This is a genomic window from Bacillus siamensis (assembly GCF_051628075.1).
GTDB classification, from domain to species: Bacteria; Bacillota; Bacilli; order Bacillales; family Bacillaceae; genus Bacillus; species Bacillus siamensis.
Window position 1 is genome coordinate 3,619,177 of sequence record NZ_CP155579.1, and the last position, 20,583, is coordinate 3,639,759.

Genomic DNA, 20,583 nt, shown 5'->3' on the forward strand with positions numbered 1-20,583 from the left:
CTAATCAGCCTCTTTTTGCCGGATCATTTGATTAATCGCCCTGAGCTCAGGATCGCTATCCAGCAGATGAATCAATTCTTTTGCCGGAATATCAGGGTGCGAGCCTGCTTTTTCGTACAGCTCGCGGGCCAGCCTGTAGTCCTCTTCGGTATCGACGGTCAGCCGCAAATGAGGAGCATGGAGTTCCTGCGGGGGTTCGGGAAAGAGCAGCCGGTACCTCTCAGGAGATTCTCTAATCAAAAGCGTGACATGCTCCTGATATTTGTCCGCCAGCGTTTTGTCGGCATTGATCTTCGTTAGGAGGCGCGCGTTAACCGCCTCTCCGCCGATGCCGAGCGGCGTATCGCTGATATACGTGTAGTCTGCGTGCTGGTCTGAGTGCGATTGAATCAGGATATCAAGCAGCGAAGGGTCGACAAACGGGTTATCCCCAGTCAGTCTGACTGCGATAGCCGGTTTTACTTGTTCAATGACTTTCGCAAACCGGTCAAGCACGCGCTGTTCGCTGCCCCGGTGCACCCGGTAGTGCTTACTGAGGCAGTGCGCGTACAGAATGTCGTCGGTCTTGCTGTCGGACGTGGCCACGATCAAATTATCCCGCGCTTGATCATAATACGCGCTTTGCCGAACCCTTTTGACAATCATATCGAGGATGGTATACCCGCCGATCGGTTTCAGCACTTTGCCGGGAAGACGCCCGCTCCCCATCCGCGCCTGAATGATGAACAAAATGTCAGTCATCATCATAAGAGCTGCCTTTCGTCAAAAGGTCATCCCAAGTGATACCCGTGTCGGCAGGGATATCCCTGACCGCACGCGCCCCGTCAATTAAAAGCTCAAAATACCTCGGGTGAAGCCCCTGCGGTTTTTGGCCGGGACGAAGGACGGCAAGATTATCCGCCGTAAAACATTCGCCTTTTTGAATCGGCGCTGTTGAAAAAATGCCTCTGTAAGCGAATTTTCTGATATCCCCTTCAATCGGTGTCGTGGTCTTATGGGAGCTTCCCGACAGCATTTCCGGCACCGGAGCGTGATGCCCCTGCCGCAGCTCTTCTTCAACTGACCGGATCGCCGCAACCATTTCTTTTAATTCATCCGGGTTGAGGGCGAAGGAATGATCAGCGCCGGGCAGATTTTTGTCGATTGTAAAATGCTTTTCAATCAGTTTCGCTCCGAGCCTGACAGCCGCGCACGGGACGTCATACGGATGGGCGCTGTGGTCGGAAAAACCGATCACAGCATCAGGGAAAGCGGCGGCAAGCATGGGAATGACGCTCAGATTGCTGTGTTCAGGCGGAGCGGGATATTTCGCCACACAGTGCATGATCGCAATTTCTTTGTTCCCCTCGCCGGTAATGGTTTGATAAGCCTCCTGAATATCTGAAATATCAGCGCCCGCGGTTGAAAAGATAATCGGGGTCTTCAGCCCCGCCACATATTTCAATAACGGCAGATGGTTCAGTTCGTAGGAGGCGATTTTAAAGGCCGGCGGGGAAGTCGCATAGAGTAAGTCGGCAGAGCCTTCGTCACATACCGTGCTTAAAAACAGCACGCCTTTTTTCTTACAATATTCAAGCAGCGGTTCGATCCACTCAGCGGGCATTTCCATTGATTGCACGAGTGAAAAAATAGAGACGTCTTTTCCCGCAGCGGTTTTGTATAGACCGGGGTCTTTCTGATACATTTTGTCAGCCTGAAACATTTGGAACTTGACCGCATCCGCACCGGCCTCACTGGCCGCGTCTATCAATTCAAACGCCTGGTTCAGTTTTCCGTCATGATTAATCCCGGCTTCGGCGATAATGAAAACGGGCGATTCTCCGCCGATTGACTTCGATCCGATTTTGCATGATGCCATCAGTCCGCCCCCTTCCCGGGCCACACATGATAGTAATAATAAGATGCATCCGCTTTAAAGCCCATTCGTTCATACAGCCGGATGGCTCTTACATTGTGGAGCTGCGTGCCCGCTGATACAGTCTTATGCTGAAAGCGCAGTGATTGTTCAATAATGCGCGCCACTAAATGGTATCCCGCTCCTTTTCCTTCAAATCCAGGCTTTACCGCCATCAGATCAAGGACGAATTCATCGCCTTTAGAAAGCCCCTGCACAAAGCCCACGGTCTCTCCCTTATATTTGGCGGCGAATTGTAACGAAGCCCTGCCTTCCGCGTTATTCCGCGCCCATTCTTCAAACAGGCGGTTTGCACTTTCATAGCTGAGATGGGGGTCCTGGTAATACCTGCTTTTTGTAAAGGCATCTCGTGCCAGCCGGCTGATCGCTTCCGCGTCGCCGGGTCCGGCTTCTGCAATCTCAAATGGCGGCGTGCTGTTAAATACACGCACCGGGCTGACGAGTTTGAACAGACTCCCGACAAAACAAGCATTTGGAAGCTGCTGCACGACCTGCATCGCGCCGACATCCTCAGCCGGTATTTTAATAAATATAAAATCAGTGCCGTCCGCCCGCCTTGACGCGTAAAATTCCTGAAACAGCCTTTTGAGCTGACCGGTGCTGTTTGCGGCTGCAAGCTTCACATTGATGATATTTTTTTGGAACAATTGACTTTCCCACGAAGAGCTCTCATATAAAATCACGCCTTGAAGGCTGTTTTCTTCCAATAAACAGAGTGACGACTCATAGGCCTCCGGCTGAATGCCCTTCTGTTGCAGAAAAGCTTGAATCACATCCTGTGCAAGATTTCTCTTCAGTCTGTACACCTAATCAGCCCCTTTGATGATATCCGTAACGGCCGCAATGACGTATTCAACGTCGTCATCTGTCATTGACGGATAAAGAGGGAGTGATACGGTGCGGTGATAATACGCGGCCGCGGCCGGAAAATCAGTTTCCTTATATCCGTACGTTTTTTGATAATACGGATGAAACGGAACCGGAATAAAATGAACGCTTGTGCCGATGTTATATTGATCTTTTAAAGCGGAAATCAGATCGTTCCGGCTGATCCCGGTTTCCTGCTCCTCTATTTGAAGAACATACAAATGCCATGCATGCCGCCCGTCATCACTGACATAAGGGACGGTCAGCCCTTTCATGTCTCTGAAAGCGTCCTGGTAGCGGCTTGCAATTTCAGCCCTTCTTTGCTGCATGCTGTCAATCCGTTTCAGCTGGTGAAGCCCAAGCGCTGCCTGAAGGTCAAACATATTCATTTTGTAGCCGGGCGCTTCGACCTCGTAATACCAGCTTCCGTTTGAAGAATAGCGGTTCCACGCGCCTTTGCTCATGCCGTGCAGGCTGAGCACCCTGATCTGATCGGCAAGCCTGTCATCATCGGTCGTCAGCATGCCGCCTTCACCGGTTGCCAGATTTTTTGTCGCGTAGAAACTGAATGCCGTCGCGTCCCCGATTGATCCGACCATTTTCTGTTTATACGTGGTGTACACGGCATGTGCGGCATCCTCTAAGACAAACAGCTGATGCTTTTCGGCGATGGCCAGAATCCGATCCATATCACACGACTGGCCGGCGAAATGAACGGGTACAATCGCCTTTGTCCGCGGGGTGATGGCCGCCTCAATGTTCTCAGGGTCTGCATTCAGTGTAAGCGGGTCAATATCAACAAACACCGGAACGGCGCCTGTATGCACGATGGTATTGGCTGTTGAACTGAACGTCACGGCAGACGTGATGACCTCGTCGCCGGGACCGATTCCTTTCGCTTTCAAGGCCAAAAACAAAGCGGCGGTACATGAGTTCAGCGCGATCGCGTGCTTTGCTCCCGTCCAGGCGGCAAAAGCTTTTTCAAACGCCTCCACTTTCGGTCCCTTTGAAAGCCAGCCCGTTTCTAGCGTATCAATAACCTCCTGAATTTCGTCCTTCCCGATCATGGGCAATGAATAGGGAAGAAAAGCTGATCTTTTTTGCACCATTTTCTTTGCGCTCCTATCGTTTTTATGAAGAGTCAGCCTTTCTGAAGCCGACTCCGGTTTTTTCCTGAAGCACCTGACATAAAGCCGCAAGCGAATCCTGAACCGGGTAGTTCGCCGCGATAAAAGCCCGGCGCGCCTGTTCCGCCTTTTGATATGCTGCGGGGCTTTCGCATACCCGGATTAATTCCTGAGCCAGTGCCCGCGGGTCCTCAAAGGCAAATTCCCCGAGTGAATGATAATAAGGGTATTGGCGGGTTCCCGCTGATTTTCCGATCAGCACGGGTTTTTGAAACAGCATCGCTTCAAGACCGACTGTTGATGTCTGTGTCACCGCGGCGTCAACATACGGGAGAATATCGTAAAGCCCCATTTCTTTCTTGATGATTTTGCCGGCTTTGTATTTCCGCAGCACCTGGTTGTAAGCATCCAGCTTGTTTTTGCCGATTTCCCACGGATGCGGTTTAATAATGAGCTGCATGTTCTTATGCTTGACAAGTTCATCAAGCACCCCCGTGTAAAAGGCATCAGAGAACGGCTGCGTGGCGATCAGCACCGTCCGCTGCGACGGGAGAAAGGAAAGCTTGCGGTAAAACGTGTCTTTATCTATCGGTTCTCTTGAGAAGATCTCATCGAAACGGGGATGCCCCGTGATGATGATTTGTTCGTCCCTGCAGCCTTTCGCTTTATACCACTCCGCTTCATAAGCCCCGAATACAGCCTGGTAGTCCGTAAACACGGGCAGAAACGCTTCATCTCCCATGAGGGCACCGTGCTGAAGACAGATGCTGACGGCGTTTTTTTTCGCGCACATCAGCGCCAGCACACGGCTGTAAATATCCTCTGTCGTGCCGACCACAACGGCGGAAATGGGCTCAGCCGTAAACAAACTATCAAGCGCATCAATCGTTTCAATAAATAACGGAATATCTTTATATAATCGCTCCTGAAATTCTCTGTTTCCGAAAGCGGGATGGCTGTGCAGCTCTTTCAGAATGGCATGGGCTTTTTCAATATAGGGGACGGGGTTCCCTTTTTGGCCCATTCCCGCCAGTTCCAATTTGCAGATAACGGGAAGCCCGTGATGGTCAGGCAGACTCCATCTCGCCAGTACCGCTGTTTTTGCCGGATCAAACTGCCGGTAATTTTCCTCGGTGAACCGAAGATGGTCGAAATGCAGAATGAGTTTTCCGTTTACCGGTTTCTCACCTGTTTTCTTAATGGATTGCTTCTTTTGATCAAAATAAGACTGAATATCGGCTTCAGGAATATGCCGGGCAGCGGAACCGAAAAGCTCTGGGTTCTGTTCCATGCTCTCCCGAAGCGCCGGACTGATATATTGATAAAAATTACTGATCAATGCGAGCGGAATGTCTTTGTAGCGAAGTGAGTGAAAAAGGTCAATATACTGCCGGTACAGCACCCAATAGTTCGCTAAGTATGCCGACAAGCCCTCACCCCTTTCCAAGCTTTTTTAATGATTCCCTCAGCTCCCGGCACGTGGCCTGCTGCGGAAGGCTGCTCACAAACTCATTTTTTTCCGCCGCGAAAAGCTGATAATGAATGGATTGATCGGTAATATAATTGATATCAAGCTCCTCAGAAATCGGATAAAACGGATAAAAATGATTCACTCTCCAGAAGAAACGGGCATCACCGATGCGGTAAAACGCGGGGCTTTCATCCCAATAGGAACCGAATGCCGATTTGACCTGTTCCAGCACGGAAAACCGATGCATGACTGAGCAATGGTCAATGGCGCACGGCGCATTCCATACGATCCGGTCGGCGGGCCTGGCCGTTTCCTTCACCGTCTCCTTCTGCTGATTCAGATGATAGGTTTTGGAACTTGAATACACAACGGCTTTTTCCGGGTCGGCATCAAGCTCTTTCACCATTTTCTCAAGCCGGTCCGGCACATAGGTGTTGTCGTCGGTCGCATACGTCACATACTCGCCCTCCGCCATTTCTATTGCCTGATTAATCAAGGCGGCGTAGCGTGTTTTTTCCGTCCTTTCTTTGACGCCCGATACATCGCTTTGATAAAACCGGACGCGGGGATCGGTGAGAAAAGGGCGTATTTCCGCCAATGTCGCTTCATTTGAGTTGTCATCCATAATAAAAAGCTCAAAGTCTGTAAACGTCTGGGACAGAATACTTTTAATAGAGCGGGCCACATAGTCACTTTTGTTATAGCTCGTCATGATCACTGACACTTTAGGCAACTCGTCACCCCCTTTACGTACCTGAAACTACCGCTATCATATGTTTCTTATGTCAAAGGTGCGCTAGGGTTACAGACTATTGTGTGAAAAGTCAGCTTTTCTTCACACAAAAAAGCCGGCTTTGATGGCCGGACGAAAGGAAGTGTGTTTCTTTTTTTTGCATAAATCTTTCTATGGGCTCATATGGTGGAATAGATAAAAACGGCAGCCGATTTGAAGGCTGTCTGATACTTGTCAGGAGGTTCCAGCACCAAGAGGTTTTCATCAAAGGAGGAACAATATGAAACCGAAAAAGAATCAATATCAGCAAATGCAGGGGATGGGGATGGGAATGGATATGCAGGGATACCAGCCGCAGCTCGGGCCTAATCCTTATCCGCAGCCTCAGGGCCAAGGATCACAGATGATGCCGATGCAGCAGCAAATGCCAATGCCGATGCAGCAAAGCCAGCAGGGCTTCGGCGGAGGGTTCTCCGGCCAGCCGCAGCAGCAGGGCGGCGGGTTTCAGATCCCGTCGGGGCCATCATCATCACAAAGCGTTCCCGGCATGCTGCCGATTGAAGAATCATACATTGAAAATATTCTGCGGTTGAACCGGGGCAAAACGGCGACGATTTATATGACATTTGAAAACAGCAAAGAATGGAATTCAAAGATTTTCCGCGGTGTGATTCAGGCGGCGGGGCGTGACCATATCATTATCAGCGACCCGAAAACGGGCACCCGCTATCTGCTTTTGACCATTTACCTTGATTACATCACGTTTGATGAAGAAATTGCTTATACTTATCCGTTCTCCATGTCTTCCTATTCTCCGAGATAAAGCAAAAAGCCAATCGCTCACTTGGCAGAGGATTGGCTTTTTTTCTTTATAAATATTTGACGGCTGCGACGATAATCATAATCCATGAAATAATAAACGCCACGCCGCCGAGCGGTGTAATCGCTCCGAGAATAGAAATCTGAGTCACGCTCAATACGTACAGGCTCCCTGAAAACAGAACGATGCCCGCAAACATCAGCCAGCCTGCAACCGAAACGCTGCCTGCGCCGGAGAGCTTCTCGGCCAAAAAGGCGACAGCCAGAAGGCCGAGCGCGTGATACATATGATATTGCACGCCTGTGTGCCATACCTGCAGATATTTATCGGGGATTTTCCCTTCAAGCCCGTGTGCGCCGAAAGCGCCCAGCGCCACTGCCAATAAGGCGTTAATCGCGCCCAGAATAATAAACACTTTCATCTATTTTCTCCCGCCTTTTCGTTAAAGTTTCCATTTCAATCATAACCCAACATCGGCAAAATTCAACGTCCGTCCTCCGATGACACGAGATTGTCGGATTTTTTCCTTTTGATAAGCTGGGTTCGGTCAATCGCGATCGCCAGCAGCGTCCCCAGCACAAGGCCGTTGCTTAAGAGCGAAATCAGGATCGGGTGCATCCCTGATAATGCGCTCTCCGGCACAAACATCACCCCGACTCCTGTGAGGAGCGCCAGACCGATAATGGAACGGATTCGTTTTTGCTCCGCTTTCTCATAAGAGTCAAACTCTGTAAAGGCAAGACCCGCCATTGTTGAGAAAACGACGAAGTTTACCGCAAAGCCGACCGGTGAGGGCAGACTCGCAAACGCATTCATAAATAATGGGATCATACTGATGATGATGACAAATACACTTCCTAAAAGAAACGGCTTTTTCGAAGGAAGCTTCGTCGTCTCAATAAAACCGGCCGCCCCTGAGATCGGTACAGGCGCAATGCCTCCCGACAGCCCGCTTAAAAGGTGGCTGATCGAGGCCGCAAACCCGGCCGGACGCTCACGCCGCTTCCCCACGGTGCCGCCGAATTTTTTCACAGCCGCTTCAACAACTCTGATGCTCGCAAGCATATTGACAATCAAAAGCACTGTAATGAAGAGTGACGTAATGATCAGACCGCTGTCGAACGAAGGTTTTCCAAACGGAAAGAGAGTCGGAAGCTGAATCATGCGGTCCGGTATTTGAATCGGTCTGGCAGCGCCGAAGACGGCAAACAAGATCCATCCGCCGGCAAGCGAAAGAAGAATCGCATACTGCCTTAAAAAAGTAACATTTGATCGGGACATGATGAACATCGCAGCCGTCACAACCATGGCGAGCCCGAAGACAAGACCGTCGACGCTGTTTTTTAAATAGCCGATGCCCAAAAGGCCTTTTACAATCGGCTGACTCAGCTGCATGACCAAAAGCAGCAGATACACGCCCGTCACTACCGGCGTAAACAATACGGCCAGCCGTTCAATCACTTTAAAAAGGCTGAACAAAAAGAAAAAGACAGCGCTTAATAACAGCGCCCCCTGCAGCGCCCGCAGCGTCTCGCCGAATGTCGCAAACACCGTGCCCGTCAATCCGCCGTAAATCGTGTATACGCCCCACCATAAGCCTGCCGGGCTTTCATTAATCGGCAGACGATGGCCTTGAAGACATTGGATAACCGCGGCGACGCCAAGCACAAAAAATGTGCTCTGAATCAATGCGGCAGAATCGGCATGGTTCAAGTGAAATGATTGTGCGATGGCGACAGGAACCACAATTGCAGCCGCAATCATGAATGCCGCCCATTGCAATCCCCCGAGTATCAGTTTCAAATTAATCAACCTCTCCTGTTAAAAATCGAAAATGGAATCCCCGTTTCCGTCTTCCTCACGTTCGTCTTTCGCTTTTTTCTGATATTGGCTCAGACCGGCGCTGCCCATCATTTTTTCAAGCAGAAGCGGGTCTGTCGATGGTGATGCGGAAGGCTTCGGCGCCGCTTTCGGAATCGGATTCTGCACAGGCGCCTGAGCGGTATCCGTCTGGGTGCCGAGCACGACGTCACACAAAGAGCGGATGGCAGCTGCGTGCATTTTGACATCCTCGGCGCGGGATGCCGTTTTCGCCTGCCTCAGTTCTTCTTCCATCTTCTGAATCAAAGCAGAGATATGTATGTTCATGAGTAAATCCTCCAGCATTAATTTGTCTTCTTCCTGCATTTTATCAAATTTCTGAACCAATCGCAGAATTGAGTTTGTTATTTTTTCTGACAGCATACCGCCCGGAACGTCAAAAAAGACGCTTCCGCCGGGCGGAAGCGCCTCAAAACACCATTTATTGCGGCAAGTCGGGAATGCACCAGTCGATCGGCTGTTCACCCATTTTTTCAAGGGCGGCGTTTGTCCGGGAAAACGGTCTGCTCCCGAAAAAACCGTTCCTTGCCGAAAACGGGCTCGGATGAGTCGATTCGATAATAATGTGTTTCGATGTGTCAATACGCTCTTTTTTCATCTGTGCGTGACGTCCCCACAGGATAAAGACGATCGGCTTTTCTCTTTCATTCACCACATCAATGATACGGTCAGTGAGCCGCTCCCACCCCTTGCCTTTGTGGGAATTGGCCTGACCGCGGCGAACCGTAAGCACTGTGTTTAACAAAAGCACTCCCTGCTCCGCCCAGCTGACAAGCGATCCGTGATTCGGTACGGGGCAGCCGATATCATCCTGAAGCTCTATGAAAATATTTTTCAAAGACGGCGGCTGTCTGACGCCGGGCTGAACGGAAAAACTAAGCCCGTGCGCCTGTCCGGGCCCATGATACGGATCCTGCCCGAGAATGACCGCTTTTACATCCTCATAGGACGTATAATGCAAGGCATTAAAAATATCATGGCTGTCAGGATACACCGTTTGGCTGCGGTATTCTTGTTTCAGCATCTCTCTCAGCTCTTGATAATACGGTTTGTCGAATTCATCTTTCAGCTGATTCCACCAGCTGTCCTTTAAAAGCTGTTTCAAACTGTCCGTCCCCCTTATGAAGTGTGCAGTCTTGAATAGACGGGCTTTCCGTCCCACACAATGTCCGTCGTCGCCTCCCGCCTCTTCATGTCCGGCTCTTCAAGAAGAACCGCGAAATTTTTCGTCGGGAGCTCCCCAAGCCCGTGCTTTTCGCTTAGCCGGTCTAAGTACTGCTTCCGTTTTGCGCCGAGGTCCGCAGACTGATTGCCGCCTCCCTCAAAAAACGCATATATGACGCTCGCGCAAGGAACACGCTTCACACGGTGCTGTTTCGCAGCGCGTAAATAAAAATCCCAGTCCCAGTAATTATGGACATCCGGATCAAAATATCCTAACGTGTCATGCAGAGAACGCCTGTACATGCTGCCTGACGGGACATACGTGGAAAACACCCGCATATCCTCATAATCGGCCGTATAGGCGAATGGCTTTCGTGAAACCGGAAATCTCGTGTTGTCCCGTTCTTCAAATGACACAATTTCCGCATCAGAATGAACCAAGTCGGCATCAGCGAGCTCGGCCGCCATTCTTTCCAAATGGCCCGGCGTAATGAAATCATCATCATCGCACAGCATGATACAATCACCTGACGCTTTTTTCACACCGGCGTTCCGCGCTTCCACATGTCCGGCTTTCTGTTCTAAATCAATCATCTGAATTGGCAGATCGCTGTACAGCTTTTTCGCCTCCTCGACTGATTCCCCGGCATCATTTACGATGATTACTTCATAAGGCTTTACGGTCTGCCTGGAAATCGACTCCAGCAGCTCACACAAAGCCGGAATCCGATTATACGTGACTATGACAATTGATATATTCATGATCCGCTCCTTCTGCTTTTTCTCATGTTCTATTAAAACATAAAGCGGCGGAGAGATCAGGGGGGATTTTTGATTTCAGCCCATTCAGAAACAAATCATGGTCATGCCCGCCAGCAAAACCAGAATGATCAGAAGATCTCCCCAAACGGCGCAAACCGCCTTGGCATTAAGTCTGCCCGCCTCCATGACATTCCAAAGTTTTGATTGATAAACAGGCACCAACACCATCGCATAGCACGTGCACAAACAGACAAAAGCCGGCGGGACGAGCGCGCATCCCTCACTGTCAAATCATTCCTCTAAGCCTTTCGTATTGTGATCGAGAGAAATTCTAACTATAATGAGGTATAAAACACTGATGGAGGCCATTGATATGTCAATGCACAAAGCACTTACTATTGCCGGTTCTGATTCCAGCGGCGGCGCGGGAATTCAGGCCGATTTAAAAACATTTCAAGAAAAAAACGTATACGGAATGACGGCTTTGACCGTTATCGTAGCGATGGACCCGGAAAACAGCTGGGATCATCAAGTATTTCCGATAGATGCCGGCACGATCCGCGCACAGCTTGCGACGATCGTTGACGGAATCGGCGTAGACGCCATGAAAACGGGCATGCTTCCTACCGTGGAGATCATTGAGCTTGCGGCGAAAACGATTAAAGAAAAACAGCTGAAAAATGTCGTTATCGATCCGGTCATGGTCTGCAAAGGAGCGAACGAAGTGCTGTATCCGGAGCACGCCGAAGCGCTGCGCACCCAATTGGCCCCGCTGGCAACCGTCATCACGCCAAACCTGTTCGAAGCAAGCCAGCTGAGCGGCATGGACGAATTAAAAACGGTGGAAGACATGAAAGAAGCGGCCAAGAAAATTCACGAACTCGGCGCGAAATATGTATTAATTACAGGCGGAGGCAAGCTGAAACATGAAAAAGCGGTCGACGTGCTGTATGACGGGGAAACCGCGGAAGTATTAGAAAGCGAAATGATTGATACGCCTTACACGCACGGAGCCGGATGCACATTCTCCGCCGCCGTTACGGCAGAATTGGCCAAAGGCGCTGAAGTGAAGGAAGCCATCTACGCGGCAAAAGAATTTATCACCGCTGCCATTAAAGAGTCCTTCCCGCTGAACCAATACATCGGTCCGACTAAACATTCGGCGATGCGTCTTAGCGGAAAATAAAATAAATATCCCCCTCATCACCGAGGGGGATTATTTCATTTTTTTCGCAGATGAACGTAAAAACATCTCAATCGATTGCACAAACAGCGCATATTCCTTCATCTGTTCATATGTATGGCTCAGCCGATCACTCCATTCGTTGTGCGGCTCGGCTCTCTTGAGCATGCGTTTCAGCTGAAGCAATACTTCTTTATATTCTTCCCGCTTATCTTCCACTTGCTCTGCGGCTTTGATAAGTAAACATTTCGGCGTCATCTTCTGATTTTTCAAAACTGAGAAAACAACTCCTTTTATTCCTGAAAATAGTAGTCTTTCGTTTGAAGATTAGCACAGATGGCATAGGTTTCACATAAGAAAAAAGAACGATTTTCTACAAAAGTGTCCAAATAGAGGCAGTTATTTCCTTTCTTCCTCTCGATGTAACCGTTACCTCATCATTTCCCGGGAAAGGAAAATATCTGGCGCTGAATACCTCTTCTCCGTCATTTAAAAACAATTCGATGGAGGATGCATCCAAAAAGAGCTGGACGGAACGCACCTCACTGATGGCGCAGCTTCTCGTTTCTTTTTCTTCTCCGCTGAAAGCGGTGCGCTCCAGCACGGCAAGCCCCTCTTCCTGATGAAATATAAACCGGGCCGCGCCCCGAATAGAGATTTCAAAACCCGATTCATGAGTCATGTCTTCCAGCAGCACTTCAGCCCGGGACGCCTCTTTCACCGGGAGGGTTTCTGAAGAGCGATTCAATTGAAGACGGCGCTTTTGCTCATTCGTGCGGCGTAATTTCATTTCCTGAAGCGGACGCTGTATGATTCTGCCGTTTGACAGTGAAAGCTCTCTCGGCATCGTCAAGCAGTGAACCCAGTGATACGCATGTGTCGGATGTTTGTCCTCCTGCTGATCGGGGACACCCATCCAAGCGAACAGAATCCTCCGTCCCTTATCGTCTTCCAGCGTCTGCGCCGCGTAAAAATCAAATCCCCTGTCAAGCTCCGTGAATTCACCGTGCTTAAACTCAAGCGGCTCTGTATCCAGTCTGCCGAGGAAATAGCCCGCCTGATGGCTGTTATGATATTTGATCCCGTCAGCGTCAAGCCCCTGCGGACATACGAGCAGCACGTCGGTTCCGTCCAAAGAAAACAAGTCCGGGCATTCCCACATATAGCCGAATGACCCGAGACCGCCGGAATCCGCCCCCGCAATCGCACCGAGAAACGTCCAATCCTTCAAGTTCTCTGATGTGAACAGCACAGCGCTTCCGGTGAGATTTTCTGTCTGCGCGCCGAGCACCATGTAATACGTCCCGTCCTTCTTCCAAACCTTCGGATCACGGAAATGAGCGGTATAGCCTTCCGGGAGACGCGCAACGACTCCTTTTTTTTCAAACACTTTTCCGTCTTCGGATACGGCGAGGCATTGATACGTTTCACGGTTGCCTTCTCCGTCACGGACATTGCCTGTGTACAACAGGCAGAGCCGGCCGTCTTTTTCAATGGCGCTTCCGGAATAACAGCCGTTCTTGTCATACCATTCGCCCGGCGCAAGCGCGATTTCTTCCTCTTTCCACTCAACAAAATCCTTCGTCGTCACATGCGCCCAAAATTTCGCGCCATGCCCCGTATGAAATGGCTGCCATTGAAAAAACAAGTGATACTCGCCGTTCCATTGGATCACGCCGTTCGGATCGTTTAAAAGCCCGACCGGCGGCATAATATGATAGTTCTGGCGGTACGGATCTGATGCAGCAGTTTCTCGGCGCTTCTTTTTTGCTTCCTCAGCCTGCATGCGCAGCTCTTGATCCAGTGTACTCATTTGGCGGCCTCCTTTTCTTTAGCTCCCATAATGTAAGCGGCAATAAACGCCGTCACAGAGGCGATGCCCATCCCGATCAGATAGTTTATGAGATTTCCTAAACCGAGCGGAGCCGTGATGGCAATCATCGGAATTCCGCTCAGACCGTAGGCATTGGCGGCGACACCGGTCACCACGACATAGGCGCCTCCCAGCGCTCCGCCGATCATTCCCGCGATAAACGGCTTGCGGTATCTAAGGTTCACCCCGAAAATGACGGGCTCGGTTACGCCGAGAAAAGCGGAAAACGCGGCAGGCAGAGCGATTTCTTTCACTTTCACTTTTTTCGTCAGGAAAAATACAGCCAGTCCCGCCGCGCCCTGGGCGACATTCGCCATCGACCAGATAGGAAGGATATAGTTTCTGCCCAAATCAGCGATGAGGCCGGCCTCAATCGCATGAAAGCTATGATGCACACCGGTAAGCACAATAAGCGGGTAAGCCCCTCCGAAAAGAAGTCCTGCAACAATGCCCGCATGATCATACACATACATCAGCGAGACGGTAATGCCTGATCCGATCGCCCTGCCAAGCGGACCGATTGCGATAAAGGTAATAAATCCGGTCACAATCACCGTGACAAACGGCGTGACCAATAAATCTAAAGCGTGAGGCACAATTTTCCTCGTGCCTTTTTCCACCTTGCTCATAATATAAACGGCTAACAGTACGGGGATGACCGTTCCTTGGTAGCCGAGAAGCGCAATGTGGAAACCGAAGAGTTCCATAAAATCAGGCGCTGAATCCGCAAGCCCCCATGGGTTCAAAAGCACCGGATGAATCATAATTCCGCCGAGCACCGCCCCGAGATAGGGATTTCCGCCAAATTCCTTTGCCGCGCTGAACCCGATGAATATGGGCAGAAAGAGAAAAGCCGCGCTTGAAAACATATTGAGAAGAATAAACATTGGAGATTGTTCAGACACCCAATGAAAGGCCTTCATCATGCCGAGCAGTCCCATTAAAAGACCGCTTGCCACGATAGCCGGAATGATGGGAACGAATATGTTAGACAGTGTTTTCGCCAATCTTGCGGCCGGGTTCAGCTTTTTTTTCGCTGCGTCCTGATGGGTCTCGCGATCTTCCCGCCCCAAATCGGCTTCTTTTGAAAAAGCGTCATACACTTTATTCACGAGCCCGGTGCCGAATATAATCTGATATTGTCCCGAGCTGCTGAAAGCCCCTTTTACGCCTTCTATTTCTTCAATGCCGGCCTGGCTGATCTTCTGTTCATCCTGAATGACGAGCCTGAGCCGCGTCGCGCAATGTGTCGCGCTGATGACGTTTGATTCCCCTCCGATATGTTTAATAAGCTGTTTTGCCGTTTTTTGATAATCCATTACGTTTCCCCCTTTCCAAAATCAAAAAAGACCTAAAATTCGCCAACGAAAAAGGTCAGTATGATCCCTTTTTCATGTACGCAAATTTTAGGTCTTGCCTGCATAACCAGTCACAATCCCGCCGGATTCAGTTTTATAATGCGCTATCATTTTATTTCATGACAGCGCTTTCGTCAATATATTTTCAAAAAAAAGTCTGTTTCTCCAAACAGACACGTTATTCCGGGGTTTTTTGAAGACGCTGGACATGCAGCGTAATATAGCCGGCCTCGGATTCCGGCAGTTCCAAATCATATTCATTTTTTAAAAACGCCGCCAGTTCAAGCGCACACCGATAAGCAAACGGATACTTTTTTTGGATGAAATAAAGCATCTCCTCGTCCATGGAGTGAAGAGCTTCATTTGAATCCAACCGGCTGACCGCATACCGCAAGTGCGTGACGAGGCGCTGATAGGAAATACTTTCTTCATCAACCTTCTGTTCAAAAAAGGATTCGATCTTTTCGATCATTTCTTTGATCATGGTTGTATGCTTCATCGCCGAATACATGCTTTTGGCATCCGCCTTGGCAGTATGGATATGAAGCGCGATATACCCCGCCTCATCGTCAGGCAATGATATACCGAGGGTTCGTTTCACGTGTTCGACCGCCCAACGGCCGATTTCATATTCTTTTTTATAGAGCGCCTTAATTTCATGAAGCAATCGGTTATGCACCTGAAAGCCGTTTTGAATCCTTTCGATCGCAAAGGATAAATGGTCCGCCAGCGCAATGTGGATATGATCACTCAAAGGCGCCGCAAGCTCTCCCTCCGCATGGCTGATGATATCCTCAGCCGCTTCTATATGCTCTTCGGGAAGCGTTTCTAACACTTGTTTGAACTTTTCATTTTCGTCGTGCACGACAAATATTTTTTCAATTTTATGTTTTTGAATCACATCATTTTTTCTCTTTTGAAAAGCGATTCCGGGCCCCATTACGATCTTTTCCCGTCCGTCTTCTTTTATTAACGCCGCATTGTTATTTAATACTTTGTCTATTCTCAAGAGGTTCGCTCCCGTTCATATGTTTAGTGGGATTGTACCCTCTTTTTCATATGATGTAAAGGCACCGGACCTGCGCGCTCCCGTTTCGGCAATTCTTTGCGGACCGGCACCCACCGGTTTTTATCCAGCCTGCCGCAGGCCGATTTCGTCTCATCGGTCAGATCCGCCGATCGGACTCGGCTCACAAACGAAAATGCCCGAGCCGTCCGTTTCGCTTTCTTATAATAGACAGCTTGGTTTCCGTACACAGCGGCTAATTGATATCTTCCGTTACCCGGCGCCATCCAGTTCATCAGAAAGACCATCCACACCCGTAAAGATACCAGCAAACGTTTCATTGCAAATCATCCCTCCGCTTCTTTTTGACAGACAGCTTGTTCGCAGGCCTGTTTTCTCTCCGCTTTAACGGAAAAGGCGGCCGATCCTTCTCCGCTAAAAACTAGCGGGTCTAGCAACCCTATGACTCTATGATAGACGCGGCCGGGCGAATTGTTTGTCACAATATGAGTGAAAAAACAAACTAGTTTTCAGAAGTTTTGTTGAAAGCTGATGGAAATGACCTGAAAAATGGAGAAGCGGTTAAAAAAAGTTATACACACTTTATCCCTTGGTTAAGCACAGCTTAAACACAGGTGATATCCACATATCCACAAAACCGATCTATATTTTGTATAGGAACATTCGTTCCCAACAATATATATACACAAATTTATTCAGTTATACACAGGATTCTGTGTATAACTCCCTCCTTATTCACAGACCAATTTCCAGAAATGAGTCCTATGTCACAAGGAATATTTTGAATTTTCGAGAAATATATACTAGATTTCTAATTTAGATAAAGAAAAAGGGGGAAACACGATTGAAAAAAGGAATCATCCGTTATCTTCTTCCGGCTTTTGTCTTATCCTTTACCTTATCCACAAGTTCACAGGCGGCGCCGGCTTCAAAATCTCAAGCTCCTGATCTTGAGAAGGCAGAGGTGTTCGGTGACATTGATATGACTACCGGCAAACAAACGACGGTCATCGTAGAGCTGAAGGAAAAGTCACTCGCGGAAGCAAAGGAACTCGGTAAAACCCAATCAAAAAACAAGCTGAAAAGCGAACGCGCAAAGGTAAAAAACAAAGCGCTCAAAACCATTAAACACGGAAAGATCAACAGGGAATATGAGCAAGTGTTTTCCGGTTTCTCCATGAAACTCCCGGCCAATGAAATCCCGAAACTGCTGAGTGATCAGGATATCAAAGCGGTTTATCCGAATGTCACCTATCATACCGATCAGCTGAAAGATAAAGACATCACCCTTGCTAAGGATGCCGTGTCTCCGCAGATGGATGACAGCGCGCCTTATATCGGGGCAAATGACGCGTGGAAGCTCGGCTATACGGGTAAAGGCGTCAAAGTTGCCATTATTGATACGGGCGTCGAATATAAACACCCTGACTTAAAGAAAAATTTCGGACAATATAAAGGATATGATTTTGTGGATAACGATTACGATCCTGAAGAAACGCCGTCCGGTGATCCGAGAGGCGCGGCGACTGACCACGGAACTCACGTCGCGGGCACAGTAGCCGCAAACGGAACGATTAAAGGCGTCGCGCCTGATGCAACGCTCCTTGCCTACCGTGTGCTCGGTCCCGGCGGAAGCGGAACAACTGAGAACGTCATCGCCGGTATCGAACGCGCCGTACAGGACGGAGCGAATGTCATGAACCTCTCGCTCGGCAATTCTGTGAATAACCCGGACTGGGCGACAAGCACGGCGCTTGACTGGGCGATGTCAGAAGGCGTCACGGCCGTTACATCAAACGGAAACAGCGGGCCGAACAATTGGACCGTCGGCTCTCCGGGAACGTCCAGAGAAGCCATCTCCGTCGGAGCGACACAGCTGCCGCTGAATGAATATGCCGTCTCCTTCGGTTCTTATTCCTCAGCGAAAGTGATGGGCTATAACAAAGAAGATGACATCAAAGCATTGAATAAAAAAGAAACAGAGCTCATAGAAGCGGGTATCGGCGAGCAAAAAGATTTTGAAGGCAAAGATCTGAAAGGAAAAGTCGCAGTCGTCAAACGGGGCAGCATCGCCTTTGTGGATAAAGCCGACAACGCCAAAAAAGCGGGCGCGATCGGTATGGTTGTGTATAACAATGCCCCGGGAGAAATTGAAGCCAATGTACCGGGCATGTCCGTGCCGACGATTAAGCTTTCATCAGAAGACGGCGAAAAACTCGTCAGCCAATTAAAAGCGGGCAGCACAAAAGCGACATTCAATTTATCAGTGGCTAAATCGCTCACTGAACAAATGGCAGACTTCTCGTCTCGCGGTCCTGTTATGGACACATGGATGATTAAACCGGATGTCTCAGCTCCCGGCGTAAACATCGTCAGCACCATTCCGACGCATGATCCGGCCAACCCGTACGGCTACGGATCGAAGCAGGGAACGAGCATGGCCTCCCCGCACGTAGCCGGCGCAGCTGCCGTCATCAAGCAGGCCAAACCGAAATGGAGTCCGGAACAAATAAAAGCCGCTCTCATGAATACGGCCGACACCTTAACGGACGCGGACGGTGATGTATACCCGCATAATGCGCAAGGTGCCGGAAGCATCAGAATCATGAAGGCGATCAAAGCAGACTCTCTTGTCGCACCGGGAAGTTATTCTTACGGAACGTTTATGAAAGACAAAGGCAATGAAACGAAAAAAGAAACCTTTACGATTGAAAACCAATCGTCCATCAGAAAATCATATCAGCTCGAGTACTCTTTCAACAGCACGGGCATTACCGTTTCGGGCTCAGACCGGGTCGTGGTCCCCGCTCATCAAATCGGAAAAGTCAATGCGAAGGTAAAGGTCAATGCCAAAAAAGTAAAGGCAGGCACCTATGAGGGAACAGTCACAGTGCGTGAAGGCGGAAAAACAGTCGCAAAAGTGCCGACGCTGCTGATTGTAAAAGAGCCGGACTATCCGCGCGTGACGTCAATCGACGTGCAGGACGGCACCACGCAGGGAACCTACCAAATTGAAACCTATCTTCCGGCGGGAGCCGAAGAGCTTGCCTTCCTTGTATATGACAGCAACCTTGACTTTGTCGGCCAAGCCGGCATTTACAAAAAGCAGGATAAAGGCTATCAATATTTCGACTGGAACGGCAAAGTCAATGGTGACACCGCACTGCCGGCAGGAGAATATTACATGCTGGCCTATGCCGCGAACAAAGGGAAATCAAGCCAGGTGCTGACTGAAAAACCTTTTATCATTGAATAACCAAACAACCCTGCTGAAGCATCAGCAGGGTTTCTTTCTGATCATTCGGCAAAGGCTTCGCGAAGCAGCCGGTACGACTGAAGTTTATCTTCAAACTGATGAGTAATGGTCACAGCCATCACTTCTTCCGTTCCATATGCTTTACTGAGAGCCAGAATCTGTTCTTTCACTTGCTGCTTTGTTCCGATGATCATTCGATTCCGATTATCAGCAATTCGTCTTTGTTCATACGGTGTATACGTATTGCCGCGGACGGTTTCGTAAGACGGTACGCCCTGAAGCGGAATCCCCTGTTCACCCGCAAGAAGCGTATAATCCATGACGGCCGCGAGTTCCTCCGCTTTCTCTTCAGTATCCGCGCACAGTACAAATACCGCCACGGCCGTTTTTGGTTCTTTTCCTAATACAGAAGGTTTAAATCGGCGCTTATATTGTGCCGTCGTGCTTTCTCCGCCTTCTCCATTAATAAAATGGGCAAACATATAGCCTGCTCCATTTTCTGCGCTCAGAAGCGCGCTTTCCCCCGAAGAACCGAGAAGCCAGATTTCCGGCGCAGTCTTAATAAGGGGTGATGCCGTCAGATTCGGAAAACGGTGATTTTCGTCGGCTGTATCATGCAAATACATCGCCAGCTCACGAATCTGCTGCGGGTATTGATCAGCATTCCGCTTCCCGCCGTCATTCAGCGCCCATGACGCGATCGGCATTCCGCCCGGCGCCCGTCCCAATCCGAGATCAATTCTGCCCGGCGTCAAACCTTCAAGCACGCGGAAATTCTCCGCCACCTTATATGCGCTGTAATGCGGAAGCATGACACCGCCCGAGCCTACACGGATTCTGTTCGTTTTCGCCGCAATATGGCTGATGAGCACTTCAGGGCTTGAACCCGCCAATCGCTCTGAAAAATGATGCTCTGACACCCAGAACCTCTTATATCCGAGTTTCTCCGCCTCCTGCGCGAGCCTCACTGTATCCCGCAGCGCACTCTCTGCAGTACTCCCTTCTGATACAGGAGATTGATCTAATATACTTAATGAAATCATCACTGTCACCTCCTCAACATCGTACCACTGCTAGGCCGATCATATGAAGTCTGGCGACTTTCTTCGTCATCTTGGTTTGTTATTACGATGATTTAGCTTCCTC

20 protein-coding genes are annotated in these 20,583 nt (G+C 49.5%); 3 read left to right on the forward strand and 17 right to left on the reverse strand.

The genetic code is table 11. From position 1 onward, the window contains the following. Genes ABDB98_RS17985 through ABDB98_RS18010 form a run of 6 tightly spaced genes read right to left on the reverse strand, consistent with a single transcriptional unit; the run spans nucleotide 1 to nucleotide 6,113 of the window. Nucleotides 1-741 (reverse strand): cytidylyltransferase domain-containing protein, encoded by a 741-nt coding sequence (locus ABDB98_RS17985; protein WP_438422169.1) that lies wholly within the window; start codon nucleotides 739-741, stop codon nucleotides 1-3. Continuing rightward, nucleotides 734-1,858, reverse strand: a complete 1,125-nt coding sequence (locus tag ABDB98_RS17990) for an N-acetylneuraminate synthase family protein (RefSeq protein ID WP_438420879.1) — start codon at nucleotides 1,856-1,858, stop codon at nucleotides 734-736. Before ABDB98_RS17990 ends, ABDB98_RS17985 begins: the two co-directional genes overlap by 8 nt. Beyond that, nucleotides 1,858-2,721, reverse strand: a complete 864-nt coding sequence (locus ABDB98_RS17995; RefSeq protein WP_438420880.1) for a GNAT family N-acetyltransferase — start codon at nucleotides 2,719-2,721, stop codon at nucleotides 1,858-1,860. Before ABDB98_RS17995 ends, ABDB98_RS17990 begins: the two co-directional genes overlap by 1 nt. Then, entirely contained in the window at nucleotides 2,722-3,891 is a 1,170-nt protein-coding gene (locus ABDB98_RS18000; RefSeq protein WP_438420881.1) for a DegT/DnrJ/EryC1/StrS family aminotransferase, read from the reverse strand. Nucleotides 3,892-3,913: 22 nt separating this feature from the next. Next, the gene (locus ABDB98_RS18005) at nucleotides 3,914-5,338 is read right to left on the reverse strand and encodes a capsular polysaccharide export protein, LipB/KpsS family (protein WP_438420882.1); all 1,425 of its coding nucleotides are present in this window, start codon (nucleotides 5,336-5,338) and stop codon (nucleotides 3,914-3,916) included. Between the two features lie 4 nt (nucleotides 5,339-5,342). Then, the gene (locus ABDB98_RS18010; RefSeq protein ID WP_438420883.1) at nucleotides 5,343-6,113 is read right to left on the reverse strand and encodes a glycosyltransferase family 2 protein; all 771 of its coding nucleotides are present in this window, start codon (nucleotides 6,111-6,113) and stop codon (nucleotides 5,343-5,345) included. A 280-nt stretch (nucleotides 6,114-6,393) separates the two neighbouring features. Between ABDB98_RS18010 and gerQ the strand changes: the two genes are divergently transcribed. Continuing rightward, complete coding sequence (gene gerQ / locus ABDB98_RS18015) at nucleotides 6,394-6,936, forward strand: spore coat protein GerQ (RefSeq protein ID WP_047475915.1); 543 nt, start codon at nucleotides 6,394-6,396, stop codon at nucleotides 6,934-6,936. 46 nt (nucleotides 6,937-6,982) lie between these two features. On the opposite strand, the gene ABDB98_RS18020 is transcribed toward gerQ, so the two are convergent. The 5 genes from ABDB98_RS18020 to ABDB98_RS18040 all read right to left on the reverse strand — a co-directional run bounded on the left by ABDB98_RS18020 (nucleotide 6,983) and on the right by ABDB98_RS18040 (nucleotide 10,740). Continuing rightward, nucleotides 6,983-7,354, reverse strand: coding sequence for a DUF423 domain-containing protein (locus tag ABDB98_RS18020; RefSeq protein WP_003150969.1), 372 nt, complete (start codon nucleotides 7,352-7,354; stop codon nucleotides 6,983-6,985). A gap of 62 nt (nucleotides 7,355-7,416) precedes the next feature. Beyond that, entirely contained in the window at nucleotides 7,417-8,736 is a 1,320-nt protein-coding gene (locus ABDB98_RS18025; RefSeq protein WP_438420884.1) for a purine/pyrimidine permease, read from the reverse strand. A gap of 18 nt (nucleotides 8,737-8,754) precedes the next feature. Continuing rightward, nucleotides 8,755-9,177: a YwdI family protein gene (locus ABDB98_RS18030; RefSeq protein ID WP_438422170.1), complete on the reverse strand. Its 423-nt coding sequence runs from the start codon at nucleotides 9,175-9,177 to the stop codon at nucleotides 8,755-8,757. A 58-nt stretch (nucleotides 9,178-9,235) separates the two neighbouring features. Next, nucleotides 9,236-9,919, reverse strand: a complete 684-nt coding sequence (locus tag ABDB98_RS18035) for a uracil-DNA glycosylase (RefSeq protein WP_016937539.1) — start codon at nucleotides 9,917-9,919, stop codon at nucleotides 9,236-9,238. 14 nt (nucleotides 9,920-9,933) lie between these two features. Further along, on the reverse strand, nucleotides 9,934-10,740 hold the full coding sequence (locus ABDB98_RS18040; protein WP_438420885.1) for a glycosyltransferase family 2 protein: 807 nt from the start codon (nucleotides 10,738-10,740) through the stop codon (nucleotides 9,934-9,936). Between the two features lie 373 nt (nucleotides 10,741-11,113). On the opposite strand from ABDB98_RS18040, the gene ABDB98_RS18045 reads away from it, so the two are divergent. Further along, complete coding sequence (locus ABDB98_RS18045) at nucleotides 11,114-11,926, forward strand: bifunctional hydroxymethylpyrimidine kinase/phosphomethylpyrimidine kinase (RefSeq protein WP_045925768.1); 813 nt, start codon at nucleotides 11,114-11,116, stop codon at nucleotides 11,924-11,926. A 30-nt stretch (nucleotides 11,927-11,956) separates the two neighbouring features. Here the strand turns inward: ABDB98_RS18045 and ABDB98_RS18050 are convergent, their stop codons facing one another. The 5 genes from ABDB98_RS18050 to ABDB98_RS18070 form a co-directional block, all read right to left on the reverse strand. Beyond that, complete coding sequence (locus ABDB98_RS18050; RefSeq protein WP_045925788.1) at nucleotides 11,957-12,181, reverse strand: hypothetical protein; 225 nt, start codon at nucleotides 12,179-12,181, stop codon at nucleotides 11,957-11,959. A 115-nt stretch (nucleotides 12,182-12,296) separates the two neighbouring features. Further along, nucleotides 12,297-13,736: a sucrose-6-phosphate hydrolase gene (locus ABDB98_RS18055; protein ID WP_438420886.1), complete on the reverse strand. Its 1,440-nt coding sequence runs from the start codon at nucleotides 13,734-13,736 to the stop codon at nucleotides 12,297-12,299. Further along, nucleotides 13,733-15,115: a sucrose-specific PTS transporter subunit IIBC gene (locus ABDB98_RS18060; protein WP_438420887.1), complete on the reverse strand. Its 1,383-nt coding sequence runs from the start codon at nucleotides 15,113-15,115 to the stop codon at nucleotides 13,733-13,735. The genes ABDB98_RS18055 and ABDB98_RS18060 overlap by 4 nt, the downstream gene beginning before the upstream one ends. A 217-nt stretch (nucleotides 15,116-15,332) precedes the next feature. Further along, the gene (locus ABDB98_RS18065; RefSeq protein WP_438420888.1) at nucleotides 15,333-16,163 is read right to left on the reverse strand and encodes a PRD domain-containing protein; all 831 of its coding nucleotides are present in this window, start codon (nucleotides 16,161-16,163) and stop codon (nucleotides 15,333-15,335) included. A 23-nt stretch (nucleotides 16,164-16,186) separates the two neighbouring features. Then, the gene (locus ABDB98_RS18070) at nucleotides 16,187-16,501 is read right to left on the reverse strand and encodes a hypothetical protein (RefSeq protein ID WP_438420889.1); all 315 of its coding nucleotides are present in this window, start codon (nucleotides 16,499-16,501) and stop codon (nucleotides 16,187-16,189) included. Between the two features lie 524 nt (nucleotides 16,502-17,025). Between ABDB98_RS18070 and ABDB98_RS18075 the strand changes: the two genes are divergently transcribed. Next, the gene (locus ABDB98_RS18075; protein ID WP_438420891.1) at nucleotides 17,026-19,437 is read left to right on the forward strand and encodes a S8 family peptidase; all 2,412 of its coding nucleotides are present in this window, start codon (nucleotides 17,026-17,028) and stop codon (nucleotides 19,435-19,437) included. 41 nt (nucleotides 19,438-19,478) lie between these two features. Here ABDB98_RS18075 and ABDB98_RS18080 read toward each other — a convergent pair whose 3' ends face one another. Next, a complete protein-coding gene (locus ABDB98_RS18080) occupies nucleotides 19,479-20,480 on the reverse strand; it encodes an LLM class flavin-dependent oxidoreductase (RefSeq protein ID WP_438420892.1) in 1,002 nt (333 codons plus the stop codon). Between the last annotated feature and the right edge of the window lie 103 nt (nucleotides 20,481-20,583).